The sequence below is a fragment of the Neorhizobium sp. BT27B genome (assembly GCF_050455485.1).
Taxonomy (GTDB): Bacteria; Pseudomonadota; Alphaproteobacteria; order Rhizobiales; family Rhizobiaceae; genus Neorhizobium.
The window spans coordinates 129704-156464 of the sequence record NZ_JBCIYT010000001.1 but is presented as its reverse complement, the minus strand read 5'-3'; the positions used below and the strand labels follow the sequence as shown (position 1 = coordinate 156464).

General features: G+C 60.2%; 26 protein-coding genes and 1 tRNA gene. 21 read left to right on the top strand and 6 right to left on the bottom strand.

Annotated elements, in window-relative coordinates; genetic code table 11:
* Positions 1 to 44: 44 nt before the first annotated feature.
* The 12 genes from argS (at position 45) to AAIH70_RS00750 (ending at position 14223) form a co-directional block, all read left to right on the top strand.
* Positions 45 to 1802: an arginine--tRNA ligase gene (argS, locus tag AAIH70_RS00805; RefSeq protein ID WP_132273403.1), complete on the top strand. Its 1758-nt coding sequence runs from the start codon at positions 45 to 47 to the stop codon at positions 1800 to 1802.
* 68 nt (positions 1803 to 1870) lie between these two features.
* Entirely contained in the window at positions 1871 to 4816 is a 2946-nt protein-coding gene (locus tag AAIH70_RS00800; RefSeq protein WP_430032768.1) for an SPOR domain-containing protein, read from the top strand.
* A 123-nt stretch (positions 4817 to 4939) separates the two neighbouring features.
* Entirely contained in the window at positions 4940 to 5956 is a 1017-nt protein-coding gene (gene nagZ / locus AAIH70_RS00795) for a beta-N-acetylhexosaminidase (RefSeq protein WP_132273405.1), read from the top strand.
* A 22-nt stretch (positions 5957 to 5978) separates the two neighbouring features.
* Positions 5979 to 6833 carry a segregation and condensation protein A gene (locus tag AAIH70_RS00790; RefSeq protein WP_132273406.1) on the top strand — a complete coding sequence of 285 codons (855 nt, stop codon included), beginning with the start codon at positions 5979 to 5981 and terminating at the stop codon, positions 6831 to 6833.
* On the top strand, positions 6820 to 7548 hold the full coding sequence (gene scpB, locus AAIH70_RS00785; protein ID WP_430032764.1) for an SMC-Scp complex subunit ScpB: 729 nt from the start codon (positions 6820 to 6822) through the stop codon (positions 7546 to 7548). Before AAIH70_RS00790 ends, scpB begins: the two co-directional genes overlap by 14 nt.
* Positions 7549 to 7716: 168 nt before the next feature.
* Complete coding sequence (locus AAIH70_RS00780; protein ID WP_132273407.1) at positions 7717 to 7932, top strand: twin-arginine translocase TatA/TatE family subunit; 216 nt, start codon at positions 7717 to 7719, stop codon at positions 7930 to 7932.
* A 45-nt stretch (positions 7933 to 7977) separates the two neighbouring features.
* On the top strand, positions 7978 to 8793 hold the full coding sequence (gene tatB / locus AAIH70_RS00775; RefSeq protein ID WP_132273408.1) for a Sec-independent protein translocase protein TatB: 816 nt from the start codon (positions 7978 to 7980) through the stop codon (positions 8791 to 8793).
* Positions 8790 to 9617, top strand: a complete 828-nt coding sequence (tatC, locus tag AAIH70_RS00770) for a twin-arginine translocase subunit TatC (protein ID WP_132273409.1) — start codon at positions 8790 to 8792, stop codon at positions 9615 to 9617. The genes tatB and tatC overlap by 4 nt, the downstream gene beginning before the upstream one ends.
* Before the next feature lie 97 nt (positions 9618 to 9714).
* Positions 9715 to 10995, top strand: a complete 1281-nt coding sequence (serS, locus tag AAIH70_RS00765) for a serine--tRNA ligase (RefSeq protein ID WP_132273410.1) — start codon at positions 9715 to 9717, stop codon at positions 10993 to 10995.
* Between the two features lie 9 nt (positions 10996 to 11004).
* Positions 11005 to 11763 (top strand): 5'/3'-nucleotidase SurE, encoded by a 759-nt coding sequence (gene surE, locus AAIH70_RS00760; RefSeq protein WP_132273411.1) that lies wholly within the window; start codon positions 11005 to 11007, stop codon positions 11761 to 11763.
* A gap of 46 nt (positions 11764 to 11809) precedes the next feature.
* On the top strand, positions 11810 to 12451 hold the full coding sequence (locus tag AAIH70_RS00755; RefSeq protein ID WP_132273782.1) for a protein-L-isoaspartate(D-aspartate) O-methyltransferase: 642 nt from the start codon (positions 11810 to 11812) through the stop codon (positions 12449 to 12451).
* 158 nt (positions 12452 to 12609) lie between these two features.
* Positions 12610 to 14223 carry a peptidoglycan DD-metalloendopeptidase family protein gene (locus AAIH70_RS00750; protein ID WP_132273412.1) on the top strand — a complete coding sequence of 538 codons (1614 nt, stop codon included), beginning with the start codon at positions 12610 to 12612 and terminating at the stop codon, positions 14221 to 14223.
* A 71-nt stretch (positions 14224 to 14294) separates the two neighbouring features.
* Here AAIH70_RS00750 and AAIH70_RS00745 read toward each other — a convergent pair whose 3' ends face one another.
* Positions 14295 to 15167: an ATP-binding protein gene (locus AAIH70_RS00745; protein WP_132273413.1), complete on the bottom strand. Its 873-nt coding sequence runs from the start codon at positions 15165 to 15167 to the stop codon at positions 14295 to 14297.
* Positions 15168 to 15368: 201 nt separating this feature from the next.
* On the opposite strand from AAIH70_RS00745, the gene yajC reads away from it, so the two are divergent.
* From yajC to AAIH70_RS00725, 4 genes are all read left to right on the top strand, one after another.
* Entirely contained in the window at positions 15369 to 15725 is a 357-nt protein-coding gene (gene yajC / locus AAIH70_RS00740; RefSeq protein ID WP_132273414.1) for a preprotein translocase subunit YajC, read from the top strand.
* Between the two features lie 51 nt (positions 15726 to 15776).
* Positions 15777 to 16163: an Mth938-like domain-containing protein gene (locus tag AAIH70_RS00735; protein WP_132273415.1), complete on the top strand. Its 387-nt coding sequence runs from the start codon at positions 15777 to 15779 to the stop codon at positions 16161 to 16163.
* 24 nt (positions 16164 to 16187) lie between these two features.
* Positions 16188 to 17042 (top strand): phytoene/squalene synthase family protein, encoded by an 855-nt coding sequence (locus AAIH70_RS00730; protein WP_132273416.1) that lies wholly within the window; start codon positions 16188 to 16190, stop codon positions 17040 to 17042.
* 416 nt (positions 17043 to 17458) lie between these two features.
* Complete coding sequence (locus AAIH70_RS00725) at positions 17459 to 17929, top strand: hypothetical protein (RefSeq protein WP_132273417.1); 471 nt, start codon at positions 17459 to 17461, stop codon at positions 17927 to 17929.
* 74 nt (positions 17930 to 18003) lie between these two features.
* Here AAIH70_RS00725 and trmFO read toward each other — a convergent pair whose 3' ends face one another.
* From trmFO to AAIH70_RS00710, 3 genes are all read right to left on the bottom strand, one after another.
* Positions 18004 to 19416, bottom strand: coding sequence for a methylenetetrahydrofolate--tRNA-(uracil(54)-C(5))-methyltransferase (FADH(2)-oxidizing) TrmFO (gene trmFO, locus AAIH70_RS00720; protein ID WP_132273418.1), 1413 nt, complete (start codon positions 19414 to 19416; stop codon positions 18004 to 18006).
* A 176-nt stretch (positions 19417 to 19592) separates the two neighbouring features.
* The gene (locus tag AAIH70_RS00715) at positions 19593 to 19736 is read right to left on the bottom strand and encodes a DUF1127 domain-containing protein (protein ID WP_132273419.1); all 144 of its coding nucleotides are present in this window, start codon (positions 19734 to 19736) and stop codon (positions 19593 to 19595) included.
* Between the two features lie 257 nt (positions 19737 to 19993).
* Entirely contained in the window at positions 19994 to 20140 is a 147-nt protein-coding gene (locus AAIH70_RS00710; RefSeq protein ID WP_165931992.1) for a DUF1127 domain-containing protein, read from the bottom strand.
* A gap of 741 nt (positions 20141 to 20881) precedes the next feature.
* Between AAIH70_RS00710 and AAIH70_RS00705 the strand changes: the two genes are divergently transcribed.
* The 5 genes from AAIH70_RS00705 to AAIH70_RS00685 all read left to right on the top strand — a co-directional run bounded on the left by AAIH70_RS00705 (position 20882) and on the right by AAIH70_RS00685 (position 24788).
* Positions 20882 to 20966: transfer RNA gene (locus AAIH70_RS00705), tRNA-Leu, on the top strand.
* 164 nt (positions 20967 to 21130) lie between these two features.
* Positions 21131 to 22609 carry a trigger factor gene (gene tig, locus AAIH70_RS00700; protein WP_132273420.1) on the top strand — a complete coding sequence of 493 codons (1479 nt, stop codon included), beginning with the start codon at positions 21131 to 21133 and terminating at the stop codon, positions 22607 to 22609.
* A gap of 131 nt (positions 22610 to 22740) precedes the next feature.
* Positions 22741 to 22956: a hypothetical protein gene (locus AAIH70_RS00695; protein WP_132273421.1), complete on the top strand. Its 216-nt coding sequence runs from the start codon at positions 22741 to 22743 to the stop codon at positions 22954 to 22956.
* Positions 22953 to 23081: a hypothetical protein gene (locus AAIH70_RS00690; protein WP_281033579.1), complete on the top strand. Its 129-nt coding sequence runs from the start codon at positions 22953 to 22955 to the stop codon at positions 23079 to 23081. The genes AAIH70_RS00695 and AAIH70_RS00690 overlap by 4 nt, the downstream gene beginning before the upstream one ends.
* 84 nt (positions 23082 to 23165) lie before the next feature.
* Positions 23166 to 24788: an ABC-F family ATP-binding cassette domain-containing protein gene (locus AAIH70_RS00685; RefSeq protein WP_132273422.1), complete on the top strand. Its 1623-nt coding sequence runs from the start codon at positions 23166 to 23168 to the stop codon at positions 24786 to 24788.
* Between the two features lie 70 nt (positions 24789 to 24858).
* On the opposite strand, the gene pepT is transcribed toward AAIH70_RS00685, so the two are convergent.
* Positions 24859 to 26094, bottom strand: coding sequence for a peptidase T (gene pepT / locus AAIH70_RS00680; protein ID WP_132273423.1), 1236 nt, complete (start codon positions 26092 to 26094; stop codon positions 24859 to 24861).
* A 123-nt stretch (positions 26095 to 26217) separates the two neighbouring features.
* Complete coding sequence (locus tag AAIH70_RS00675) at positions 26218 to 26556, bottom strand: hypothetical protein (RefSeq protein ID WP_165931993.1); 339 nt, start codon at positions 26554 to 26556, stop codon at positions 26218 to 26220.
* Between the last annotated feature and the right edge of the window lie 205 nt (positions 26557 to 26761).

Sequence of the window (26761 nt, the reverse complement as noted above, 5' to 3'; positions counted from 1 at the left end):
CACTATCGCGGGGGCGGTTTTGCCTGCCGCGCGGATTGTTAGCCATGAACCTTTTTGCCGATTTCGACCTGCGGATCAAAGCCGCCCTGGAAACGCTGGATATCGTGAAGGAAAAGCGCGCCGAGCTCGATTTCGGCCGCATCACCATCGAGCCGCCGCGAGACCAGAGCCATGGCGATGTCGCGACCAATGCCGCCATGGTGCTGGCAAAGCCGCTCGGCACCAACCCGCGGGCGCTGGCCGATATCATTGCCGAGGCGATGCGCGGTGATGCCGATGTCAGCGAAGTGTCGGTTGCCGGTCCCGGCTTCATCAACATTCGCCTGTCGACCGGTTATTGGCAGCGTGTGCTGGCGGTGATGATCGCTGATGGCACCTATTACGGCCGCTCGCAGTTTGGCGCGTCCAAGAAGGTCAACGTCGAATTCGTTTCGGCCAACCCGACGGGCCCGATGCATGTCGGCCATTGCCGTGGCGCCGTCGTCGGCGACGCGCTGGCCAACCTGATGGGTTTTGCCGGTTACGACGTCACCAAGGAATATTACATCAACGACGCCGGCGGCCAGATCGATGTTCTGGCGAAGTCGGTGTTCCTGCGCTACCGCGAGGCTCTCGGCGAAACCATCGGTGCGATCCCGGAAGGTCTTTATCCGGGTGACTATCTCGTGCCGGTCGGCCAGGAACTGGCCAAGGAATACGGCACGCGCCTGCACAACATGCCGCAGGACGAGTGGATGCCGATCGTCAAGGACAAGGCGGTCGATGCGATGATGGCGATGATCCGCGAGGATCTGGCCGCACTCAATGTGCATCACGATCTCTTCTTCTCTGAGCGGACCTTGCACGCAGATGGCGCCCAGAAGATCCGCACCGCCATCAACGACCTGACCTTTAAGGGCCACGTTTACCGTGGTGCGCTGCCGCCACCGAAGGGTCAGTTGCCGGAAGATTGGGAAGACCGTGAGCAGACGCTGTTCCGCTCCACCGAAGTGGGTGACGATATCGACCGTCCGCTGATCAAGTCCGATGGAAGCTACACCTATTTTGCCGCCGATGTTGCCTACTTCAAGGATAAGTTCGATCGCGGCTTCGAAGAGATGATCTATGTGCTCGGCGCCGACCATGGCGGTTACGTGAAGCGGCTGGAAGCCGTGGCGCGGGCCGTGTCGGAAGGCAAGTCCAAGCTGACCGTTCTGCTGTGCCAGCTGGTGAAGCTGCTGCGCGATGGCGAGCCGGTAAAGATGTCGAAGCGTTCCGGCGATTTCGTGACGCTGCGTGAAGTGGTCGATGAAGTCGGCTCCGATAGCGTGCGCTTCATGATGCTCTATCGCAAGAATTCCGAGCCGCTCGACTTCGACTTCGCCAAGGTGACGGAACAGTCGAAGGACAACCCGGTTTTCTACGTGCAGTATGCACATGCCCGTTGTATGTCGGTGTTCCGGCAGGCGCGCGAAGCGTTCCCGGACCTCGATATCGATTCGCTCAATCTGGCCGATTCGGTTGCCGGAATCACCGATCCGAGCGAGTTGCAGCTCGTTGCAAAGCTGTCGGAATACCCGCGGATGATCGAAGCCGCAGCGCAGGCGCAGGAGCCGCATCGCGTTGTTTTCTATCTGTATGACCTCGCCAGCGCCTTCCACGGACACTGGGCGAAAGGCAATCAGAATGCGGACTTACGATTTATTAACGACAAAAATAGAGAATCGAGTATAGCCAGACTTGGGTTGGTGCATGCCGTCGCTTCTGTTTTGAAGTCAGGTCTCGCCATTGCGGGCACTGACGCTCCGGTAGAAATGCGGTAGTATTGCCACCATTTCCCCATATTGCGCTGGCATATGCAATTGTTACGCGTAGGTAAGTGGACGAGGGAATGGCAGACAACAACCTTGCACTCGGCCGGCACGATGGTCCGGATATCTTTGCGGAAGACGATCCGCTGGCGGAACTCGCCCGTATCGTCGGTTACGAAGATAGCCCGGCACGCCCATCGGCTCAGGCTGCGGCACCGCGCCGTGAACCCGAGTTTAATCTCGAAGATGAATTGATGCGCGAATTCGAGCGTTACGACGCTCCGCGCCTCGATCCCGCCAACGATATCGGTGCAGTCGCCGAGCCTGCGCAGGTGCGCCAGCCGGTTGAAGCGCCGGTTATGGATGAGCCGCGCACGGTTTCCGTCGAGCGTGCTGAACCGGCCTTCGAGCCGCCGGCTGTTGCTCAGCCGTTGCCGGACGGCAATCCGCCGCTGCAGCACCTTCCATTCGATCTGGCTGCCACGGCGCCATCCATGCCGATCCAGCAGGCTGTTCCGCAGAGAGCACCTTTCTCTCATGCGGATCTGGTCGCAGAGCTTGAATCGTCGCTCGCACCGGTGCCTCAGCCCCAATACGAGCAGCCGCGCTATCAGCCGCAGCCTGTCGAGCCGGTCCAGGTCGAGCCGGCTGCAATAGCGGCCCCGGCGCCTGCAGAACTGTCTCTGACCGAACGGTCGGTGGATAAGGGCTACAAGCCCGGTTTCCGCATGCCGATCGCCAATTTCCAGCGCACCGACATTGCGCCGCGCGAAGCCTATCGGCCGTCGCCGGTCGAGCCGGCACAGGTTGCCGTGGACGTTGCCCCCGTCACTGTGGCGGCTCCGGTGGAGCCTGCAAGGGAAGCGCCTGTCGAGACCAACGAATCGATCTGGAGCAGCCTTGAGCGCGAACTGACCGGCGAGGCTGCTGCCCAGCAGACGGAAAGCAAGCCGGCTATCATTCCGGTTGTCGAAAAGCCCGTCGAGCTTTCGGTGTTTGAAATGCCGAAGCCGGTGGCAGCGCAAGCGCCTGTCGAGCCGATTCGCGCCGAACCTTCCTTCCAGGCGAAGCCGGCTCCATCGGAGACGTTCTCGCAACTGGAAGAAATGGTCTACGACGTCGATCATTTCTTGTCGCAAAAGCCGGTTACAGCACCCGTTGCACCGCAGCCGGTGGCTGTGAAGCCGACGGCGACGGATGCCGATCTGATCGACGATGATTTCGAGCTCGCGCTTGACGATCTGGATCTCGATCTTTCCGACATCTCGCTTGGCGATGACGACAAGCCGGCGGCTACCCTTGCTGTTGTCCAGCCTGTCGCGGCGCCAGTGCCGGCAGAGCCCGTTTATGCGGCCCGCCAGCCTGAGCCAGCTTACAGGCCGGCCCCGGTCACGACCTCGCAGCCTTCCTATGTGCCGACCGCAGCGTATGCGCCGGCGACGACTTTGAGTGCAGCACCCGCATTCGCCCCGGCACCTCCTGCCGTGCCTGTCGAAGCTGCTGCACCGGAATTCGATGCCGACAGTTTCGACCCCACGCTGATCGCCGATGGCGAAGAGCATGTGGAAAGCATGGCCGAAGTCGATGTTCCGGAACTTCTGGTCGACGAGCCTGTCGCACCTGCCAAACACGATCCGGATTTCGATATCGATCTGGACGCGGAACTGGCGAACCTGCTTCAGGCCTCTGCTCCTGCCGCTCCGTCTTTGGTGCGCGGCAGTGCCGCAGCTGCCCAGATGCAGAACGCACAGGCTCGCCAGCCGATGTCGCGTGCCACGCCAACGCAGGCCCCGGTCGCTGTCGCACAGCCCGCCGCCGCGCCCGCACCGGCCAAATCCGCTTACGATGCCGATCTCGACGATTTCGAGCGCGCTCTGGAAGAAGATTTCCGTCGCAGCCTGTCGAACCCGCTGCCGGATGGCGGCCGCATGAGCGATGAGGATGATGACGGTTACGCGGCACCTGTCGCGCGTCGTCAGGTTCGCTGGGGTGCGCCGGTTGCTGTCGTCGGCTTTCTGTTGATGGGCGGGCTTTCGGCCTATGCCTATTATGCCAGCGGTCTGCCGGGCAAGGCTGAGAGCGGCAAGCCGCTTGTCATCGCCGCCGACAAGGAGCCGGTCAAGATTGCTCCGGAAAATCCGGGCGGCAAGACGGTGCCGAACCAGGACAAGGCTGTTTACGAGCGTGTTGCCGGCGGCGCTAACGATGCGCCTCGCCAGGAAACGCTGATTTCCAGCAATGAAGAGCCGATGGACGTTGTCCAGCGCACGCTGACCTCCGACAGCCTGCCTCTGCAGGGTGAGGAAGAGGCGATGACCGAAGGCCTCGATACGCAGGATCCGCGCCTTCTGCCGCAGCAGGCGAACGGCGCCCCGCAGGGTGAGCAGCCCGTCAGCGTGATGCCCCGCAAGGTGCGCACCATGGTCGTCCGCCCTGATGGTACGCTGGTCGAACAGGAAGTCACGGCGCCGGCAGCCCCAGTGCAGCAGGCCGCCGCTCCGGTACAGCCTGCCGCTTCGGAAAAGGTTCCGGCCCAGCCGGCGCTTGCCGAGCCGACTGTCGCACCGAAGACCGCCCATGTTGCTCCGGTCCAGCCCGCGCCGATGAGCGCTCCGGCGGCACCTGCAGCACCGGCCCAGCTGGTCACTGCAAGTGCGCCTGCAAGGCCGGTTCCGGCATCGCGTCCGGCTGACCAGCCGGTCAACGTGGTGGCTTCTGTTTCCGATCGCGGCAATGTTCAGCAGACGTCGGCTGCTCCTCAGCAGGTCGCCTCCGTCGGTCCGGGTGGGTACTTCATCCAGGTTGCATCGTTGCCTTCGCAGGCCGAAGCCCAGAAGTCCTACCAGAGCCTGTCGTCGAAATTCGGCAATGTCATCGGCGGTCGAGGCGTCGATATCAAGGCCGCAGAGATCGCCGGCAAGGGTACTTTCTACCGCGTCCGCATTCCGGCCGGCAGCAAGGATCAGGCCGTGCAGCTTTGCGAAAACTATCGTTCGGCCGGTGGCAGCTGCCTCGTGGCACGCTGAGTTTTCCAACGACGAAAATCCAATCTGGAACGGGGCCGAAAGGCCCCGTTTCTCGTTGTGCTTCCCGCGGGATCACGATCAGCAGCTATCGCTATTCCAGTCGCGCGTTTTATGATGCCGGGCATGAGCGAATCAAAAGCAATGATTCTCGGCTGTGCCGGGACCGTCCTCACCGAAGAAGAGATTGCCCTTTACAGGGGCGAGCGCCCCTGGGGTTTCATCCTCTTTGCCCGCAATTTGCAGGATACTGAGCAGATCAGTGATCTGGTTGCGGCCATGCGTGACACGGTTGGCAGGCCGGACGCACCGGTGCTGATCGATCAGGAGGGCGGCCGTGTGCAACGCATACGCCCGCCGATGATCGAGCGTTATCCCTCGGCACAGGTCCTCGGCGATCTCTATCGCGCCGACAAGCAGCAGGGTCTGCGCGCCGCATGGCTGATGTCGCGCCTGCACGCTTTCGACCTGATGAAGCTCGGCATCAATGTCGATTGCCTGCCTGTGCTGGATGTGCCGGTGGAAGGCGCGAGCAATGTCATCGGCGACCGCGCCTATGGATTTGATCCGGTGACGGTGGCGGACATGGGCAAGGCGGCGGCGGAAGGTTTGAAGGCCGGCGGCATGCTGCCGGTGATGAAACATATTCCCGGCCATGGCCGCGGCATGGCCGATTCGCACCACGAATTGCCGGTTGTCACCGTTTCGCGCGAGGAGCTGGAAGCGCATGATTTCCGTCCCTTCATGGCCATGAAGGACGAGTTGATGGCGATGAGCGCGCATATCGTTTTCACGGCGCTTGACGCCGAACGGCCGGCGACGACGTCGAAGAAGGTCATCGACGAGATCATTCGTGGGACGATCGGTTTCGACGGACTGCTGCTCTCCGACGACAGTTCCATGAACGCGTTGAAGGGCACGCTCAGTCAGCGCGCCGCCAACATTGTCGCTGGTGGCTGCGATATTGTCTTGCATTGCAATGGCCTGATGGAGGAAATGAAGCAGGTCGTGGCCGAGGTGCCGTCTCTGGCTGGCGAAGCCTTGCGGCGCGCCGAACTGGTCGAGGCCGGATTCACGCAGCCTGATGGCGCCGACGAGGCGACAATACGGGCTGAATTCTGGTCGCTGCTGCCGACCTCGTAAAGACGCAGCATAGGAGAGGCGCATGGCGACGGACACATCGAAGAGCGCCACGCCGATGGAGAAGCTCTGGCAGGATGCCGACGACCGCGCGGTGACCGATCCCGCGCTGGTGATCGATGTCAGCGGCTTCGAAGGCCCGCTCGACCTGCTTCTGCATCTTGCCCGCACCCAGAAGGTCGATCTGCAACGTATTTCCGTGCTGGCGCTGGCCGAGCAATATCTGCTCTTCATCGATAGTGCGCGAAAGGTGCGCATCGAACTGGCTGCCGATTATCTGGTCATGGCGGCGTGGCTTGCCTTTCTCAAATCCAAGCTGCTGATCCCGCAGCAGGTCCGTGGGGATGACGGCCCTAGCGGCGAGGAAATGGCGGCGATCCTCGCTTTCCGCCTGAAACGTCTGGAAGCCATGCGTGAGCAGGCGACCATGCTGGTCAACCGCAACCGCATCGGCCGTGACATTTTCGTGCGCGGTGCGCCGGAGCATATTCCGCAGAGCAGCCAGTCTGCCTTCGATGCAAGCCTCTACGATCTGTTGTCGGCCTACGCCAATCTGCGCCAGCGGCAGGCGATCACGCAGGTGACGATCGAGCGGCGAAAAGTGTGGTCGCTGGTCGAGGCGCGCCAATTGCTCACCGATATGCTCGGTGAAATCGGTGACTGGACGGCGCTGCAGGATTATCTGCTGCAATACATGCCCGCCGAAGAACGGGTGACGGCGACGGCAAGCGCCTTTGCCGCCTCGCTGGAACTGGTGCGGGAAGGCAAGCTGGAAATGCGCCAGGATGGTGCGTTCCAGCCGATCTATATGCGGCAGGGCCAGAAGCGGCCGGTGGCGGTAAAGTTGACCGAACAGGAGAACGACAGTGCAGGCGGTTGACGACGAATTCCTGACGCCGGAGCCGGACGATGAGGCCGGGGAGGGCGAACCCGCTCGCTTCACCTTGTCGGATATCGATATCCAGCGCACGATCGAGGCCTTGGTGTTTGCTTCGTCCGAACCTGTGTCCGAAGCATATCTTGCAGATCGCCTGCCGCGGGGCACCGATGTTGCCGCGGCGATGCACCAGCTGGCAGCTTTTTATGCCGGTCGAGGCGTCAATCTTCTGCGCGTCGAGGATCGCTGGGCATTTCGCACGGCCGCGGACCTGTCCTTCATGATTCGCCGCGACGAGACGGAAGTGAAAAAGCTTTCGCGCGCCGCGCTCGAAGTGCTGGCGATCATTGCCTATCACCAGCCGGTAACACGCGCCGAGATCGAGGAAATCCGCGGTGTGCAGACGTCGAAGGGCACGCTCGATGTTTTGATGGAAGCCGGCTGGGTGCGCTTTCGCGGTCGCCGCCGTTCTCCCGGTCGCCCGGTCACGCTGGGCACCACGATCAGTTTCCTCGACCATTTCGGCCTCGAGGAACTGCGCGATCTGCCGGGGCTGGAAGAGTTGAAGGGGGCAGGGCTGTTGTCTGGCCGTATTCCGCCGAATTTCAATATTCCTATCCCCTCGTTGGGTGATGATTTGACCGAGGACGAGGATCCGATCACCCAGCTCGATCTTGAGGAACTGGGGCTGCTGGCGCCAAGTGGCGGCGACGAATAGGCAATGGCAGGGCAGCGGAACGGCCTGCCGATGACGCAGTCGTTATCGACTTGCTCATATAGAGACCCGATCCGCGGTGTATGTCGCGATTTGGTGTTTGAAAAATCATGGCAATAAGCTTACATCGGGCCTAATGCGCGACAGACGCGCAATCTATGGAGTCAAGTGATGGGTTCTTTTAGTGTATGGCATTGGCTGATCGTTCTGGTCATCGTGCTTATCTTCTTTGGTCGCGGCAAGATTCCGGACCTGATGGGCGACGTTGCCAAGGGCATCAAGAGCTTCAAGAAGGGCATGGCTGACGACGAGGCTCCTGCAGACAACGACAAGACCGTTGATGCCCGCACCGTCGACCATAAGGCCGAAGAGACAAAGACCAGATAATTGAACGCGTCTCCTTGTAGACGCGATTCGGCGGGAGCCGCGTGAATGTTGGATATCGGCTGGACCGAGCTTTTGGTCATAGCGATCGTATTGATCGTTGTGGTCGGGCCGAAAGATTTGCCCCCCATGTTGCGGGCGTTCGGAAAAATGACGAGCAATCTGCGCAAGATGGCCGGCGATTTCCGCACCCAGTTCGATGAGGCGCTGCGTGAAGCGGACATGGACGATGTGCGTAAGACAATCTCTGACGCCAAGAGCCTGAACCCCGCAAACGCGCTGCGTGATGCGATCAATCCGCTGCGCCAGATGGGCCAGGAGATTCGCGAGGACCTGCAAAAGGCGACCGCGGTTCCCAAGCCTTCGGAAAGCGTGACATCGGCCGACGACCCGTTGCTGACGGGTGAGGCAGCGGATGAGGCGGCTGATACCGTCACTCCGCAGACCGCGACCGCGCCGGTTCAGCCCGCTGCACCTGCCTCAACAGCTGCGGTCGTTCCTGCTGCGGATGTTGTCGCTGCCGCGGTAGCCGCCAAGCAGGCTGCTGCTGCTGCGACCCCGGCAGTGCCGGAGGTTCCGGTGCGCAAGCCGCGTGCTCCGCGCAAGACGGTGGAAGCGCCGGCGACCGCCGAGCCAGTGGTGACTAAGCCGAAGCCTGTTGCCAAGGCGACAAAGGTTGCCGCTCCAAAGGCCGCAGCGGCAAAGGCAACTGCGCCAAAACCGACCGCCGCCAAGATTGCTCCGGCAAAGGCTGTCGCCACCAAGGCGCCGGCCAAGAAGGCCGCACAATCCGAAACGGCTGCCGCCGCAGTAAAAACACCGCGCGCTCCCAAAAAAGCGACCGCGCCGAAGGATGAAGCATGACCGGCGATATCGACGACAAGCCGCAGCCGCTGATGGAGCATCTGCTGGAGTTGCGGTCGCGACTGATCTGGTCGCTCGCGGCTTTCTTCCTGGCCTTCCTTGTCTGCTTCTTCTTCGCCAAGGGTTTGTTCAACCTGCTGGTTCAGCCCTACAAATGGGCTGTCCTGTGGGCTGGCCTCGATCTGTCGAAATCCGAACTGATCTACACCGCGCCGCAGGAGTTTTTCTTCACGCAGGTGAAGGTGGCCATGTTCGGCGCGCTGGTGATCGCATTCCCGATCATCGCCTCGCAGCTCTACAAGTTCGTGGCGCCGGGCCTCTACAAGAACGAACGCGCAGCTTTCCTGCCGTTTCTGGTGGCATCGCCGGTGCTGTTCCTGATGGGCGCCGCGCTCGTCTATTTCTTCTTCACGCCGATGGTCATGTGGTTCTTCCTGGCCATGCAGCAGGCACCGACTGAAGGCGGTGTGGCGATTTCCCTGCTGCCAAAGGTTTCGGAATATCTCAGCCTGATCATGACGCTTGTCGTGTCCTTCGGTCTGGTCTTCCAGCTGCCGGTCGTGACCACGCTTCTGGCCCGCGTCGGTCTGTTGACCAGCGACTGGCTGCGTGAAAAGCGCAAGTTCGCGATTGTCATTGCCTTCGTGGTGGCGGCCGTGCTGACGCCGCCGGACCCGCTCTCCCAGATCGGCCTTGCACTGCCGACCATCCTTCTCTACGAGATTTCGATCTATACCGCTCGACTCGTGGAACGCAGGCGCAAGGAAGATGAACTCGCCGAGAGCGACGAATCCTCCGAGGTTTCCGAAGCGGACAAGACGTAATTCGTTCCGGAAGATCTTTGTTCGGCCGGAGCAAACTCACGGCCGAGCCGGCTGGCGCGGCCTATACCGATACCCAGACCGATGACGTGGAACGACGATGCTCGATATCAAGTGGATCCGTGAGAACCCGCAGGCGCTCGACGCAGCCCTTGCCAAGCGTGGCGCCGAGCCGCAGGCCGCCTCCCTCGTAGCGCTGGATGAAAAGCGCCGCGCGGTTATCGCCCGCCTGCAGGATATGCAGTCCCGTCGCAATACCGCTTCCAAGGAAATCGGCGCCGCCATGGCGCAGAAGAACATGGAACTGGCGGAAAAGCTCAAGGCGGAAGTCGCGACCCTCAAGGACGCCATGCCGGCAGCCGAGCAGGAGGAGCGCGAGACGAGCGCTGCCCTCGACGACATGCTGTCGCGCATCCCCAACATTCCGCATGACGATGTGCCGGTCGGCAAGGACGAGAACGACAATATCGTCGCTCGCGTCGTTGGCGAAAAGCCGCGTTGGAACCATACGGCCAAGGAGCATTTCGAAATCGGTGAAGCCCTCGGCTACATGGATTTCGACCGCGCCGCAAAGCTGTCGGGCTCGCGCTTCACGGTGCTGACCAGCCAGTTGGCCCGCCTCGAGCGCGCGCTCGGTCAGTTCATGATCGACCTGCACACCGGCGAACACGGCTATACGGAAGTATCGTCGCCGCTGATGGTGCGTGACGAGGCCATGTATGGCACCGGCCAGCTGCCGAAGTTTTCGGAAGACCTGTTCAAGACCACCGACGGCCGCTGGTTGATCCCGACTGCCGAAGTGACGCTGACCAACCTCGTGTCTGCCGAAATCCTCGATCAGGAAAAGCTGCCGCTGCGCTTTACGGCGCTGACGCCATCCTTCCGCTCGGAAGCCGGCTCGGCTGGTCGCGATACGCGCGGCATGCTGCGCCAGCACCAGTTCTGGAAGTGCGAACTCGTATCGATCACCGATCAGGAAAGCTCGCTGGAAGAGCATGAGCGGATGACGGCCTGCGCCGAAGAAGTGCTGAAGCGCCTTGGCCTGCATTTCCGCACCATGACGCTGTGCACCGGCGACATGGGGTTTGGCGCGCGCAAGACCTACGATCTTGAAGTCTGGCTGCCGGGCCAGAACACCTATCGCGAAATCTCGTCCTGCTCGGTCTGCGGCGATTTCCAGGGCCGTCGCATGAACGCCCGTTATCGCGGCAAGGAAGACAAGGCGACGCGCTTCGTTCACACGCTGAACGGTTCGGGCACTGCCGTCGGCCGCTGCCTGATCGCGGTTCTGGAAAATTACCTGAACGAAGACGGTTCTGTCACAATTCCGGATGCGCTCCTGCCCTATATGGGCGGCCTTACGAAAATCGAAAAAGCATAAGGCCTTTACATGCGCATTCTCCTGACCAATGACGACGGCATTCACGCGGAAGGGCTGGCGGTCCTTGAACGGATCGCTCGCCAGCTTTCCGACGACGTCTGGATCGTAGCGCCGGAAACCGACCAGAGTGGTTTTGCTCATTCGCTGACGCTGTCGGAGCCTCTGCGGCTGCGCAAGATCAGCGACAAGCATTACGCGCTGCGCGGCACGCCGACCGATTGCGTCATCATGGGCATGCGTCAGGTGATGGGCGGAAAGCCCGATCTGGTTCTCTCCGGCGTCAATGTCGGTGCGAACCTGGCCGACGACGTCACCTATTCCGGCACGGTTGCCGGTGCCATGGAAGGCACGCTGCAGGGCGTGCGTTCGATTGCGCTCAGCCAGGCCTATGTGAAACAGGATGGCGCCAAGATCGTTCCGTGGGAAACGACGGAAGCCCATGCCGTCGGCGTGATCCGCAAGCTGCTTGAAGCCGAACTGCCGGCTGGCACGCTGCTCAATGTCAATTTCCCGGCCTGTGCGCCGGACGAAGTTGCCGGCATCGAAGTGACGGCGCAGGGCAAGACCGATTTCGATCTCGCCGTCGACGAGCGCAAGGATGGTCGCGGTTTTCCCTATTATTGGCTGTATTTCGCATCGCGTACCGGTCGTCCGGGCGAGGGAACCGACCTGAATGCCATCCGCGAAAACCGCATTTCGGTGACGCCGCTGAAGCTGGACCTGACCGACTATTCGGTGCAGGATCAGTTGACGAAGGTTCTGGGCTGAGGCCCTTTTGCTTGCTTGGTAACGGAGTAGCCGCTTGAAACCGGGAATGGTCGAGAAGGAAGGTTTTGCGGCGCTCGTCCTGCGTCTCAGGGCCGAGGGTATTTCCGATCTCGATCTCCTGACCGCGGTGGAACAGACGCCGCGGTCGCAATTCGTGCCGGCGCAATTTTCCGCTTCCGCCTATTCCAGCCGCACCATTCCGATCGAATGCGGTTCCTTCATGGAAGGTGCCGATATGGCGCTGCGCATTCTGGCGCGCCTCCAGGTCAAGCCCGGGCAGCGGGTGTTGGAAATCGGCACAGGCAGTGGCTTCATGACCGCTGTCATCGGTCGCATGGCCGAGCGCGTGCTTTCCGTCGAACGTTACAAGACATTGGTCACGCAGGCGCAGGCTCGCATTGATGCGCTCGGCATTCGCGGCGTCGTTCTGCGTCAGGCGGATGGCGGCAATGGCATGCCGGGCGAGGGAACGTTCGATCGCATTCTGGTGACGGCCGCTTTCCCGACAATGCCGAGATTTTATGCGGATCAGTTGACCCATGGCGGCTCGATGCTGGCGCCCCTGATGATCGATGACGAGACCTGCATGATGGTGCGTCTGACCAAGACCGGCAGCCGTTTCGAGCGCGAGGATCTTTTCGCAGTTCCTTATCTGCCTATCGTTCCGCATATCGCCGCCCAGCTCTGACGCCGGTGGAATGACCAGGTGAGTCATTATCGCAACAGCGATGACATGGTTATCAATTTGACAAAAATAAAAGCCGCTTAAGGCCGGCTTTAACCCGACGGTAAGACTAACGCGCTTTAATCAATCTCACTTGGTTGCGTCACGAGTTAGGTCGGGTCATGCGTTTTCAGAGTTCATACAAAGTCGGAAAATCGAGCCTGCGGTTTGCTGCTTTGGCCTTGCTGGCAAGTGCCGCAACAGGCTGCAGTTCGGATGCAACGCGCTTCGATAATCTGTTCTCCAAATCGGACAACATGACGACGGCATCCATCCCGCAACGGCAGGGTGGTGGTGCTTACGGTCAGGCGCCGATCCCGCATGGCGACCTGAATGGCGGCATGTCGGCACCGATGGCGAGCAACAATCAGGGTTCCTACCAGAACGGCAATGGCGGCTATCAGAATAATGGTAGTTACCAGAACAACGCCGGCTACCAGAACAATGGTGGTGGATACGGTGGCGGAATGTCGCCTGCGCGGGCAGCGTCTGCACCGAGCAGCATTCAGCGTGCTGAACTGGCTGCACCTTCGGGCGGCATGGAACCTGCAACGCGTCAGGAAGCCATGGCGCAGCCGATGCCGGCACGTCAGCAGACTGCAGGTCTTGCCCCGCGCCCGCTTTCGGTGCCGTCTTCCGACAATGTCGTCACCAACACGACAAAGTCCGCGTCCGGCTGGACGACAGCCAATGCGCCGAAGGTAACGGTGCGTCCCGGCGAAAGCGCTGCATCGCTCTCCAAGCGTTACGGCGTTCCGGAAAAGGAAATTCTCAAGGCGAACGGTGGCAAGGTTCAGTCTGGCCAGATCGCCATCATCCCGACCTATGGCACGCCGCGTAACGCTGCCAAGGCTGCTGCAGACGGTACCGATCTTGCCCGCGAAGGCCAGATGCCGGCACCGCAGCAGCAGTCCGAGCAGAAGGTTGCCGTTCTTCCCGGCGCCCAGATGGCGCGCGACAAGGCGCAGAGCGAAACCGGCAAGCTGGTTCCGCCGGCTGGCGGCGGCAAGCCCGCAGGCGGCACCTACACGGTGAAGCCGGGTGACTCGCTTGCCAAGATTGCACGCGCAACCGGCACCCCGATCGATCAGTTGAAAGCTGCCAATGGCCTTTCGACCGAAAATATCCGCATCGGCCAGACGCTGACGCTTCCGGGCGCAGGTTCGGACACGCTGAAAACCGCTTCGATTCCGGCTCAGCCGGCTGTCGCCAAGCCCACGGCGCCTGCCAAGGCTGAGACCGCATCGGTTGCCCCGCAGCAGGCTGCAAAGTCCGCCGAACAAGCACCCGCTGCCACGGCCAGCGTGTCGGATGTCGAAAAGAAGTCCGATGTCGCTTCGGTCTCTCCCGCCTCCACGGGCATCAGCAAGTACCGCTGGCCGGTGAGTGGTGCGGTGGTTGCCGGTTACGGCGCCAACGTCAACGGCAGCCGCAATGACGGTATCGACATTTCGGTTCCGGAAGGCACGCCGATCAAGGCCGCCGAAAACGGCGTGGTCATCTATGCCGGCAACGGCCTAAAGCAGCTCGGCAACACGGTTCTCGTCCGCCACGACGACGGCAAGGTCACCGTTTACGGCCATGCCGGCAGCATCAATGTCACGCGTGGACAGAAAATCCAGCGCGGCCAGACGCTCGCCTCTTCCGGCATGAGCGGTGATGCCAAGCGTCCGCAGGTCCACTTCGAGGTTCGCAAGGATGCAACCCCGGTCAACCCGATCACTTTCCTTGAATAATGTAGTGCGTTTCAAGGTTGTACGAAAAAGCCCGGTCATGCCGGGCTTTTTTGCGTCTGGTTGTCTGGTGATTATTTGCCGGTGAGCGGCTTGCGCAGGCGCCCGGCGAGATCCTGGATATACTGCCATGCGACACGGCCGGAGCGGCCGCCACGCGTTGTTGCCCATTCCAGTGCCTGATGATGCAGCGTCTCCCGATCGAGGCCGAGGTCGAAATGATCGGCATACCCGTCGATCATCGTCAGATAATCGTCCTGGCTGCATTTGTGGAAGCCGAGCCACAGACCAAACCGGTCCGACAGCGATACTTTTTCTTCCACAGCCTCGGACGGGTTGATGGCCGTCGACTGCTCGTTTTCCATCATGTTGCGTGGCAGAAGGTGGCGGCGGTTGGAGGTGGCGTAGAACAGCACATTGTCCGGCCGGCCCTCGATGCCGCCGTCGAGTGCTGCCTTCAGAGACTTGTAGGCGGTGTCGTCATGGTCGAAGGAAAGGTCGTCACAGAACAGGATGACGCGCTGGCCGGACTTTTTCAGAACCTCGAGAAGCGCCGGCAGAGTGGCGATATCCTCGCGGTGGACCTCGATCAGCTTCAGTGCAACGCCGGTCTGGCCGCGCACATCTTCGTGAACGGCCTTCACCAGCGACGACTTGCCCATGCCGCGCGCGCCCCAGAGAAGCACATTGTTTGCCGGATAACCTTCGGCAAAACGCTGCGTGTTTTCATGCAGGATATCGCGTACGTGATCGACGCCGCGGATCAGCGTCAGCGCCACACGATTGGGGCGAGGAACGGGCTGAAGATACTGGTTCGACGGTACCCAGACGAAACAATCCGCGGCATTCCAGTCGTTTACCGCCGGTGGCGGGCCGGCGAGCCGATCCAGCGCATCGGCAAGGCGGCGTATTTCGGCCAGCAGAAGAGCGGTGTTTTCGTCGGTCATATCGGCCTCGTGGTGCGGGTTTTTTGTGTATTCGACCGGCGGTAGCATGGCCTTTGATGGCTCGAAAGGGTAGGAGGCTTTGAAACGGTACGCCGAACAAGCCCGCGACCCGGTGTCTCTGTTGCATTCGGGGCAGCGGTTACTATATTTCGGCGGCCTTTACGGCTTTCTACGCGTATAGCGTCAATCTGGGAGTTTTCGATGTTTATTACTGAGGCATTTGCCCAAGCCAGTGGTGCAGCCCCCGCAGCCGGTGGCGCATTCGGCTCCGGCCTTGAAATGCTTTTCCTTTTCGCACCGCTGATGGTTGTCTGGTACTTCTTCCTGATCCGCCCGCAGCGCGCCCAGATGAAGAAGCGTCAGGAAACCCTGTCGGCGATCCGCCGTGGTGACCAGGTCGTTCTCGGCGGCGGCATTTCCGGCAAGGTGACCAAGGTCATCGACGACAACGAAGTCGAAGTCGAAATCGCCGAAAACGTCCGCGTTCGCGTCCTGCGCTCTTACGTTGCCGAAGTCCGCGTCAAGGGCGAGCCGGTCAAGACCGAAGCTGCCAAGTAATAACGTTTGAAACCCGCGCGTCGCGATATCCGATAAAGGGCATCCTTTCCGATGAAACCTCTACAGATCCGCGACGCACATTTTCCGGGCCGGGCCGAGATCGACGTTTATGGCAATGGCGGTTTTCGCTTCGCCGACATGTCGCATCGCGGCTCGATCCTTTGTCTTCCTTCCGGCATCTATGGTTGGGATTTTTCCGAAGGCGATGCGCTTGATGTTGCCGCCTTCGAAAAGGTTCTGGCTGATGCCGGTGAGATCGAATTCCTGCTTCTTGGTACCGGCAATGATATGCGGCCCATTCCGGCTGCGCTGAAAGCGGTGTTCAAGGAACACGGTATCGCGTCCGACCCGATGAGTACCGGGGCGGCAGTTCGCACCTACAATATCATGCTGATGGAATCGCGACCGGTGGCGGCTGCCCTGATCGCGGTCGACTGAAGCGCATCCAAGGATGAACGCTCCGTGAGCGCATCGGGCGAAACCATTTCAGACATCTGCCTGTCGACGTTGCGTGCCACCGACCGCGACCGTTATCTCGCCTGCCTGCTCTCGCCGCCGGACAAGCGCGATGCGCTGGCAGCGCTTTATGCCTTCAATGCCGAAATCGCCAGGATCCGCGATGTCATTCGCCAGCCTCTGGCCGGTGAAATCCGCCTGCAATGGTGGCGTGGCCAGTTTGAGGAAGGCCCGAACGAAGAGGCCGAGGCCAATCCGGTGGCCGCAGCACTATTCGCTGCCGTCGAAAAATACCGCCTGCCGCGTCAGACCTTTATCGACATGCTCGATGCCCGTATCTTCGACCTCTATGATGACGCGTTTCCGGATCGCAATGCGCTGGAAGGATATGCCGGCGAGACCGCCTCGGCGCTGATCCAACTGGCAGGCCTTATCCTGTCGCCATCGGATGCGGCCGCATCGGCGCAAGTGGCAGGCCATGCGGGTGTCGCACACGCGATTGCCGGTGCGCTGCTTTTGATGCCGAACCATTCGGCTCGCGGCCAGCTTTACGTGCCGCTCGATCTTCTGGCAGCTGTCGGCCTCGATCGCGAGACCTTTCTTGCCGGTGACGACAAGGTGCACATCTCGGCTGCCATCGAGGCTTTTGCGGGTCTCGGCCTCGACCACCTGACGAAGGCGCGTGCCTTGGGGAAAATCCCGGCGGCCGTCATGCCCGCTTTTCTGCCGCCAACAACGGCGGAGACGGTGCTGAAAAGAGCGCGCAAACTGGGCGCTGGTGCCGTTCATCAACCTCTGTTGCCGCTGCAATGGCGCCGGCAGTTGCGCATGGTGATGGCGCTCGTCCGCCGCAGCATCTGAGCTAGAGCAGGTCGCAGCTAATCTGCGCCATTCTGTTGGCTTAGACGGAGTCGGATATTCGTTCGGCCGGCGCGCGTCGTAGCCAAAGCATACGGCCAAGCCGGCCGAACGAATAGGCGGCCCGTATCAGCCAACCCCGAAGGGGCCGGGCATCTTTGCGCCAGGATCAGAGGCGATCGGCTCGCACGTACCTTCGGGTATGCACTTCGCCAATCGCCTCTGCCCTGACGAAAACCTGCTCCGGCAGAGTGGTGCATATTAGCTGCGGCCTGCTCTAGGAGGCTGGCACCCCTTTGTTCCGCCTGCGTCTATCTGCTAAACTCTGCAAACTATTTTGTCGCAGGACCAAGCTCGCGCAAGCCTGATGCTCTAGTGGCGGTATGCCGCAACGGTGCGGGTTGTTCTCGGGAGGAAAGATGAGCCTCGTCAGTTGGTTGATCATCGGCGTTATCGTTATCGCCTTGGCCTATTACGTCACGCGCATGGCCAAGGATCGCGAAGATGGTGAACGCCACGATCCCGGTCTTGCGATTCTGGAATTCGGCCGCGCCTTTCCGACGGAAGCCATTCGCGCCCTCCACGAAACGGTGGATGGCAAGGCAGTGTTCATTCGCCTGCATGACGGCAAGGCCGGCGTGATGCGCAATTACGGTCGCCACTATTCCTGCCACGTCATTCAGCCCGGCCGCGCGCGGGCGACCAGCACGCCGGATGGCAAGGGTTTTGTTATCGAGTTCCTCGATGCGCCGACGCAAAATGGCGAATTCGTATTTCCAAGCCATGAAATCGCGGCAGAGGTCGGCCTGTGGCTGCTCGGCAATTATGTTAGCGCCGAGGATAAGGCCGTTGTCGAAGACGGCAAGGCTGACGAGCGCCCGCTGGCCTGAGAGAAAAGCGTGCGAGACCTATCGAAAAAGCCCGCATCAGCGGGCTTTTTCTCGTCTTGGTATCACGTGGAAGATCAGAGCGTCTTGCCGAGCCATTCCGCGCAATCTTTCAGCGCGCGGGCCGAGACCAGCTGCCGCTTCATGATCGTCTTGTCCTTGCCGCGAAAGCGCTTGACGCCTTCCGGCTTGACGATCGAGCCCGGCTCCAGTTCCGGGAAAAGCCCGAAATTGATGTTCATCGGCTGGAACGAGCGCTTGCCCGGTTCGTCATCGGACATGATGTGGCCGCCGGTGATGTGGTTGAGCAGCGAACCGAGTGCGGTGGTGGCGGGCGGCAGCGATGGCTCCTGACCATGGCGTTCGGCGGCGGCAAAACGACCGGCCAGCAGACCGACGGCAGCGCTTTCGACATAACCCTCGCAGCCGGTGATCTGACCGGCGAAACGCAGGCCCTTGCGGCTTTTCAGCGTCAGCGAATTGTCGAGCAGAACCGGCGACTGGATGTAGGTATTGCGATGCAGGCCGCCGAGACGGGCGAATTCCGCGTTTTCGAGGCCGGGAATCAGGCGAATGATCTCCGCCTGTGCGCCGTATTTCAGCTTCGTCTGGAAGCCGACCATGTTGTAGAGCGTGCCCAGCGCATTATCCTGCCGCAACTGCACGACAGCATAGGCCTTGACGGTCGGGTTATGCGCATTGGTCAGTCCCATTGGCTTCATCGGGCCGTGACGCAGGGTTTCCCGGCCACGTTCCGCCATCACCTCGATCGGCAGGCAGCCGTCGAAATAGGGCGTGCCTTCCCATTCCTTGAAGCCGACCGTGTCGCCGGCAATCAGGGCATCGATGAAGGCGTCATACTGATCCTTGTCGAGCGGGCAGTTGATATAATCCTTGCCCGTGCCGCCGGGCCCGACCTTGTCGTAACGCGACTGGTACCAGCAGACATCCATGTTGATCGAATCGCGATGGATGATCGGCGCGATGGCGTCGAAAAAGGCGAGCGCATCCTTGCCGGTCTCGCTCTGGATGGAGGCCGCCAGATCCGGCGAGGTGAGCGGGCCGGTCGCGACGACGGCGAGATCCCAGTCTTGCGGGGGCAGGCCAGTCACTTCCTCGCGCACCACCGTAATCAGCGGATGTTCGTGGATTGCGGCCGTGACGGCATCGGAAAACCCGTCACGATCGACGGCGAGTGCGCCACCGGCCGGAACCTGGTTCTTGTCGGCGCAGGACATGATCAGCGAACCGGCAAGCCGCATTTCCGCATGGATGACTCCGACGGCATTGGCGGTCGCGTCATCGGAGCGGAAGGAATTGGAGCAGACCAGTTCGGCCAGGCCATCGGTCTTGTGGGCATCGGTGCCGCGGGTGCCGCGCATCTCGTGCAGGATGACGGGGACGCCGGCGCTGGCGATCTGCCAGGCGGCTTCGGAACCGGCAAGGCCGCCACCGATAACGTGAATGGGAGAGGGGAGCGTGTTTGTCATGGCGCGCTCATTATCATGTGCGCATTCGCCATCCAACTGGAAAGCTTTTCCCAAAGGGATCAGGTGATGAAGAAAAGCATGTGCCAGACATGCGAACGGCGCCTCGTGGGCGCCGTCGAAGGGATATCGGTCAATCGACATCCCCATGAACGCGGCCTCATGCCGCGAGGATATGCTTAGCGGTAGGAACGGGCAGCAACGTTACGGATGTCGTAGCGCGTCAGGCCGATGTCGGTCAGGGCCTGGTTCGACAGGTTGCCGAGCTCGTTCATGGTGCGGCGGTAGCTGATCCAGTTCTTGGCGATGCGGATCGGGTTCATGGTTTTCCTCGAGTGATCTGGTGCCGAACGCGTTGTTGCTTCAGCGGATGAGGGTCTTATACAGCCAGATAACAAGAGAACGCAGTGCAAAAAATCGGCGACTGCCATGCAAATGTGCAGCACGTTGAACAAAAAAAGCGCTTTGATGCTTTCTCGTGCAGGGCAGGGCGGAATTGTGGCAAGAACAAAGCACAAAAAAAGCGCCCGGCGAGGGGCGCTCTTTTGATGTCCGTCAAAGCCCTCGCGGGCTTGAGGAATTAGTTGCCGACGGCAGTGCGTGCAACGCGACGGATGTCGCCACGGCCGATGCCGAGGTCGTGCAGTTCGCGGTCCGACATGCGGCCGAGTTCGGTAACGGTCTGACGGTACTTGCGCCAGTTGGTGAGCGAGCGAGCGATGTTCATGGCGAATTCCTTTTTTGAGGCTTGCCGGTTCAGTTCTTGACCGGCGTCAATTTCATGAATTGGAATATAAATCGATTTAGGCGCGATAAAAGCGCGTTTCCCAGAGGTCACCCATGCGTTTTGTGCAGGCCTGGTTAAATCGCATTAGGGAACTGTACAAAATAAAGGCAAATGCACCGTCGCGCGGCGACTGATGCTGCAATCCGGCTGAATTTGCGCAATGAGAAACGCCCACCGGGGGAGGAGATCCGGTGGGCGTTGGAGGAAACGACCAGCGACCGGGAGGAGGAGGGGCGCTAGTCTATCGAGGCGGCGCTTAGGAGGAGATGCGCAACCCCGAATTCTGTTTCGCAAGCTTTTGCTTGAGGGTGATTTGGCACTGCTGCCCGGCCGCCTGCCGCTGCAGACGATATGTATTGCCTGCATGGCTGAGTTATAGACGATACCTGCTGCATGTGCAGTGCAAACTCGGAACGCATGGTCTGCAGCTTTTGCATGGCTTTTTGGTAAATGCCGCAAAAACCCGCAGAGCTGTCGTGAATGCCGTGATGCAGGGCTGTTGCCTTATGTTCTCAGGGCGAGATGCGCCGATTGGGCTTACTTGTTATGCTAGCCTTTAGTCCGCCGCCGTGCAGCCGTGCAAAACCTGTCATTTTTCCTTTGCGTGCTGAAAAACGGGTGATATAGAGACGCGCGCTCCGGAAGGCCTCTGATCTGAGGATTTTCGTCGCGGTTCGGTGCGCGGGTATGGTGAAATTGGTAGACACGCCAGATTTAGGTTCTGGTGCCGCAAGGCGTGGGAGTTCAAGTCTCTCTACCCGCACCAGGACCGCAGAGCTGGCAGTTGGAGCCTAATCAGGGCCATAGAATTGCTGACGCTCTCCGGTTGCGTCCGAGATTGTATCTGAAGCCACGGCCGGCTGCGTTCCGGGACCGTGCGATCGAAACCACGGCCGTGTGCACACAGCTGTTTGATATGAAGGTTAGACAATGCAGGTTACCGAAACCCTCTCCGAGGGCCTGAAGCGCGAACTCAAGGTCGTCATCCCGGCCAAGGACATGGAAGCGCAGCTGAACGTGCGCCTCGCAGACGCCAAGGATAAGGTCCGCATCAACGGCTTCCGTCCGGGCAAAGTGCCGGTTTCGCATCTCAAGAAGATGCACGGCAAGTCGATCATGGCTGAACTCGTCAACGAGATCGTTCGTGAGCGTCCGAGCCAGATCCTGTCGGATCGTGGTGAAAAGTCCGCAACCCAGCCGTCGGTCTCCATGACCGAGGACGAAGCTGAAGCCGACAAGATCCTCAACGCCGAAATCGATTTCGAATTCACACTCGCTTACGAAGTCATCCCGGCGATCGAACTGAAGCCGACAAGCGGCATCAAGGTCACCCGCGAAGTCGTCGAAGTTGCCGAAGACGAAGTCAACGAGCAGATCCTCAAGATCGCCGAAAGCGCTCGCTCGTACGAAACCAAGAAGGGCAAGGCCGCCGAAGGCGACCGTGTCACCATGAACTACCTCGGCAAGGTCGATGGCGAAGCCTTTGATGGCGGCGCCGCCGAAGATGCCGAACTGGTCATCGGTTCCAACCGCTTCATCCCGGGCTTCGAAGACCAGCTGGTCGGCGTCAAGGCTGGCGATGAGAAGGTCATCACCGTGACCTTCCCGACTGAATACCCGGCTGCAAACCTGGCCGGCAAGGAAGCCACCTTCGACATCACCGTCAAGGACGTTGCTGCTGCAGCCGAACTGGAAATCAACGATGACCTGGCTTCGAAGCTCGGTCTCGAATCGGCTGACAAGCTGAAGGAAATCGTTCGCGGTCAGATCGAAGGCCAGTACGGCAACGTGACCCGTCAGAAAGTCAAGCGTCAGATCCTTGACCAGCTCGACGAAATGTACAAGTTCGACGCGCCGCAGGGCCTGGTCGACGCCGAGTTCGAAAACATCTGGCGCCAGATCAACACCGACCTCGCACAGTCCGGCAAGACCTTTGCCGATGAAGACACGACCGAGGAAGAAGCCCGCGCCGAATACACCAAGCTGGCTGAACGCCGCGTTCGTCTCGGCCTGGTTCTCTCCGAAATCGGCGAAAAGGCCGGCGTCGAAGTAACCGAGGAAGAAATGCAGCGCGCGCTTTACGCCCAGCTGCAGCAGTTCCCGGGCCAGCAGAAGGAAATTCTTGATTTCTTCCGCAACACGCCGGGCGCCTCCGCTTCGCTGCGCGCTCCGATCTTCGAAGAGAAGGTCATCGACAAGCTGCTCTCCGAAGTTGACGTCACCGACAAGACCGTCAGCAAGGAAGAGCTGATGGCCGACGACGAGGACGATGCTTCGGAAAAGCCCAAGAAGGCTGCTTCGAAGAAGAAGGCTGCTGCCAAGGCTGACGACGCTGCCGAAGGCGAAGACGCCGCTCCGAAGAAGAAGGCTGCTCCGAAGAAGAAGGCCGCTGAAGACAGCGCCGAATAATCCTTTTCGGATAGACATCATGAAGGCCGGGTTGGAAACAGCCCGGCCTTTTTCGTGTTTTGGTGGTGGGTTGCATTGCCTGACCGCAGTTGCATTAATGTTGATGCATTTCGGGTTGAGGGGGCATTGCGGTGGATCTCATTCATAATGAACGTACGAAATATTTGGCGGCCTCTTTCGACCGGTTGTCCACCGCTTGTCTGGCCGTGGGTGTCGTTACTCAACTTCCCGCATTGATGGCCATGAATGTGGGGTGGTCCGCCATCATCGATATCGCCAGTTGGCTTGTTGGCGCTCTTGCATTACATTTTGCGGGCCGGATTGTTCTCGGAGGATTGAGGTCATGACGTCCGCATACATATTTTTCTGGTACATTCTGCCGCCCCTAGTCGGCGCGCTCGGCCTGGCGATCGCCTTTTACTCCCGTTATGTGGAAAAAAAGACGCGCCCAAACCGCCACGCCGGTGAGTAGAGAGCTTTCTTGCTGAATCCCTCGCGACTTTCTTCAGCACCCATGACATAAGGCAGCCGATTTCCATTTTCCGAACCGGCAGCCATGATCCGCATCGAAAACATCAGCAAGTCGAACAGCCACCGCATTCTTTTCATCGAGGCGACCGCTGCACTCAACCGCGGCGAAAAGATCGGTCTGGTCGGGCCCAACGGCGCCGGCAAGACGACGCTGTTCCGCATGATCACCGGCAGCGAAGAGCCGGATGAAGGCCAGGTGTCGGTCGATAAGGGCATCACCATCGGTTATTTCAACCAGGATGTCGGCGAGATGTCCGGCCGCAGCGCCGTGGCGGAAGTCATGGAAGGGGCCGGCCCGGTCAGTATCGTGGCTGCGGAACTGCGCGAACTGGAAGCCGCCATGGTCGATCCCGACCGCATGGACGAGATGGATCAGATCATCGAGCGTTACGGCGACGTGCAGGCCCGTTACGAGGAACTGGACGGGTATGGTCTGGAAGGCCGCGCCCGCGAAGTGCTGGATGGCCTGAGCTTTAGTCAGGAGATGATGGACGGCGATGTCGGCAAGCTTTCGGGCGGCTGGAAGATGCGCGTCGCGCTGGCCCGCATTCTGCTGATGCGCCCGGACGTGATGCTGCTCGACGAACCTAGCAACCACCTGGACATCGAAAGCCTGATCTGGCTGGAAGCATTTCTCAAGGGATATGACGGTGCATTGCTGATGACCTCGCATGACCGCGAGTTCATGAACCGCATCGTTGGCAAGATTATCGAAATCGATGCCGGCTCGCTCAACTCCTATTCCGGCGATTACGGATTTTACGAGGAGCAGCGCGCTCTCAACGAAAAACATCAGCAGTCGCAGTTCGAGCGCCAGCAGGCGATGCTTGCCAAGGAAATCAAGTTTATCGAGCGTTTCAAGGCTCGCGCCAGCCACGCCTCGCAGGTGCAGAGCCGCGTGAAAAAACTCGACAAGATCGAGCGAGTCGAGCCGCCGAAGCGTCGCCAGACGGTGGCTTTCGAGTTCCAGCCGGCACCGCGTTCGGGCGAGGACGTGGTCAACCTCAAGGGTGTTCACAAGGCTTACGGCAGCCGCACGATCTATGAAGGTCTGGACTTCATGATCCGCCGCAAGGAACGCTGGTGCATCATGGGCATCAACGGTGCCGGAAAATCGACGCTGCTGAAGCTGATTGCCGGCTCAACCGAACCGGATCAGGGCTCGGTGGCGCTCGGCGCCAGCGTCAAGATGGGATATTTTGCCCAGCACGCAATGGACCTGCTGGATGGCGAGCAGACCGTGTTCGAATGGCTGGAAAGCGAGTTTCCGCGCGCCGGGCAGGGATCGCTCAGGGCGCTGGCGGGCTGTTTCGGTTTTTCCGGTGACGACATCGAAAAGAAGTGCCGCGTGCTTTCGGGTGGCGAAAAGGCCCGTCTGGTTATGGCGGCGATGCTGTTCGATCCGCCGAACTTTCTGGTCCTCGACGAGCCGACCAACCACCTTGATCTCGATACCAAGGAAATGCTGATCAGGGCGCTGTCGGAATATGAAGGCACGATGCTGTTCGTCAGCCATGATCGCCATTTCCTCGGCGAACTATCTAACCGCGTGCTGGAACTGACGCCGGATGGCATTCACCAGTATGGCGGCGGTTATACGGAATATGTGGAGCGCACCGGTTACGAAGCTCCCGGCCTGCAGGCCTGATTGGCGTCCATGGCGGATGAGGAAAAGGCGGCTGTCGAGGCCGCCTTTTGCGTTTATTTTCCGGTCGCCCTCAGGCGCGCTCTTCCCAGATCTTTGCCAGTTCCACCAGCGTTGCGACGGCCTTGTCCATGTCCTGATGGCTGACCCATTCCAGCGGCGAGTGAAAAGCATGGCCGCCGGCAAAGATGTTAGGGCAGGGCAGGCCCATGGCGGTCAGGCGCGAGCCGTCGGTGCCGCCGCGAATGCTGCCGCGCACGGCCTTCATGCCGGCGCGTTCCACCGCTTCCAGCGCATAGTCCATGATCTGTGGATGTTCGCTGAGCACGTTTTTCATGTTGCGGTACTGTTCGGTGACCTTGAATGTGTAGGTCGAGCCGGGGTAGGTCGCCATGACCTCCTTGACCATGCCTTCCAGCAATTCTTCCTTTTCGATCAGGCCTGCATCGACGAAATCGCGGATGATGAAGTGGATTGATGCACCTTCCATGGCGCCGGACACGCCGGTCGGGTGGATAAAGCCCTGCTTGCCTTTGGTGCTCTCGGGCGCCATGTCACGCGGCAGTTTTGCGATGATGTCGCCGGCGATGCGGATGGCGTTTTCCATCTTGCCGAAGGCGAAACCGGGATGGATGGCGACGCCCTTGATGGCGATATCGACGCTGTCGGCGGAAAACGTCTCGTCCTCGATATGGCCGGGTGTTTCACCATCCACGGTATAACCGAAATCGGCACCCAGCTTGGCAAGGTCGACTTTTTCGACGCCTCGCGCAATTTCCTCGTCCGGCGTGAACAGAAGGCGGATGGCGCCGTGTTTGATATCCGGGTTGTTCATCAGTATTTCGGCGGCGGTGATGATTTCGGCCAGGCCCGCCTTGTCATCGGCGCCGAGCAGCGTCGTACCGTCCGAAGTGACGATCGTATTGCCAATGTTTTGGGCCAGTTCCGGGTTTTCGCTGGCCTTGATGATGCGGCTCTTGTCACCGGGAAGGACGATGTCGCCGCCCTGATAATTCGTGATGACCTGTGGCTTGACGCCGGTGCCGGAAAAATCGGGTGCGGTGTCCATATGCGAGCAGAAGCAGATCACCGGCACATTGTTCTTGGTCGAGGTGGCCGGGATCGTCGCATAGACATAACCATGCTCGTCGAGATGCGCATCGGTGATGCCGATTGCCTGCAATTCCTCCACCAGCAGTTTGCCGAGCGTCAGCTGTTTGGCGGTCGATGGCTGGGTGGGCGAAGAGGCGTCGGACTGGGTGTCGATAACGACGTAGCGGAGAAAACGGTCGAGGACGGTGTCGGTCATATCGGGGGAATCCATCATTGCCTGTGATGGCAAAGATATAGCGGCCGCGGGCGCGGTCGGGAATGCCCAGATATTGGCATAGTGCCGGTGATGGTTTGGCCTCTCACCGGCACCGGTGCCGTCTCACTCGTGGATCGTGTAGGAACCCATCTTGCAGAGATCCTGCGTATCCTCGGTCGTGTCGAGGTTGGAATCCTCGGTAAACTCGAAACGCATGTCATACTTGCAGACGCTTCGGCCGTCGGCGATGGTGATTTTTATGCTCTGGCCGGGTTCCAGCACGTCCTGGCCAAACACGTCATCTTCCCAGTCATCGACACCACTTGGCGAAGTGTAAAAACGCTCCAGCGTCGAACTGGTGGCATTTTTCAGGGTGAAGACAAGGTCTTCTGCATGCGCATGACTGACCGACGCCGCGATGCCGACAATAATCGCCGCGACGGAAACGAGTTTTTTAGTCACTGGAGGTCTCCCGGGTCCGGAACTGGACTGATGATAAGTAACATAAGCGTGATTGCCCGCAATATATCTGTGAGCGAATGCTTAATAATTGCCGATTGCTGCGGTTGTGGTGCGACATCCGACCCTTGCGCGCCGCAGCACGAGTTCATACGTTTAGGGCCATACATATTGGCTGGCGCCGTATCAGGTGCCCGGCCCATTCATC

Coding starts and splice junctions, on each gene's coding strand:
- trmFO (WP_132273418.1), bottom strand. CDS start 19,416: ATGACAAACACGCTCCCCTCTCCCATTCACGTTATCGGTGGCGGCCTT.
- argS (WP_132273403.1), top strand. CDS start 45: ATGAACCTTTTTGCCGATTTCGACCTGCGGATCAAAGCCGCCCTGGAA.
- AAIH70_RS00685 (WP_132273422.1), top strand. CDS start 23,166: ATGATCCGCATCGAAAACATCAGCAAGTCGAACAGCCACCGCATTCTT.
- AAIH70_RS00725 (WP_132273417.1), top strand. CDS start 17,459: ATGAGCCTCGTCAGTTGGTTGATCATCGGCGTTATCGTTATCGCCTTG.
- AAIH70_RS00800 (WP_430032768.1), top strand. CDS start 1,871: ATGGCAGACAACAACCTTGCACTCGGCCGGCACGATGGTCCGGATATC.
- AAIH70_RS00735 (WP_132273415.1), top strand. CDS start 15,777: ATGAAACCTCTACAGATCCGCGACGCACATTTTCCGGGCCGGGCCGAG.
- nagZ (WP_132273405.1), top strand. CDS start 4,940: ATGAGCGAATCAAAAGCAATGATTCTCGGCTGTGCCGGGACCGTCCTC.
- AAIH70_RS00710 (WP_165931992.1), bottom strand. CDS start 20,140: ATGAACATCGCTCGCTCGCTCACCAACTGGCGCAAGTACCGTCAGACC.
- tatB (WP_132273408.1), top strand. CDS start 7,978: ATGTTGGATATCGGCTGGACCGAGCTTTTGGTCATAGCGATCGTATTG.
- tig (WP_132273420.1), top strand. CDS start 21,131: ATGCAGGTTACCGAAACCCTCTCCGAGGGCCTGAAGCGCGAACTCAAG.
- AAIH70_RS00790 (WP_132273406.1), top strand. CDS start 5,979: ATGGCGACGGACACATCGAAGAGCGCCACGCCGATGGAGAAGCTCTGG.
- AAIH70_RS00755 (WP_132273782.1), top strand. CDS start 11,810: ATGGTCGAGAAGGAAGGTTTTGCGGCGCTCGTCCTGCGTCTCAGGGCC.
- pepT (WP_132273423.1), bottom strand. CDS start 26,094: ATGACCGACACCGTCCTCGACCGTTTTCTCCGCTACGTCGTTATCGAC.
- AAIH70_RS00690 (WP_281033579.1), top strand. CDS start 22,953: ATGACGTCCGCATACATATTTTTCTGGTACATTCTGCCGCCCCTAGTC.
- AAIH70_RS00715 (WP_132273419.1), bottom strand. CDS start 19,736: ATGAACCCGATCCGCATCGCCAAGAACTGGATCAGCTACCGCCGCACC.
- AAIH70_RS00750 (WP_132273412.1), top strand. CDS start 12,610: ATGCGTTTTCAGAGTTCATACAAAGTCGGAAAATCGAGCCTGCGGTTT.
- AAIH70_RS00745 (WP_132273413.1), bottom strand. CDS start 15,167: ATGACCGACGAAAACACCGCTCTTCTGCTGGCCGAAATACGCCGCCTT.
- AAIH70_RS00780 (WP_132273407.1), top strand. CDS start 7,717: ATGGGTTCTTTTAGTGTATGGCATTGGCTGATCGTTCTGGTCATCGTG.
- surE (WP_132273411.1), top strand. CDS start 11,005: ATGCGCATTCTCCTGACCAATGACGACGGCATTCACGCGGAAGGGCTG.
- yajC (WP_132273414.1), top strand. CDS start 15,369: ATGTTTATTACTGAGGCATTTGCCCAAGCCAGTGGTGCAGCCCCCGCA.
- serS (WP_132273410.1), top strand. CDS start 9,715: ATGCTCGATATCAAGTGGATCCGTGAGAACCCGCAGGCGCTCGACGCA.
- tatC (WP_132273409.1), top strand. CDS start 8,790: ATGACCGGCGATATCGACGACAAGCCGCAGCCGCTGATGGAGCATCTG.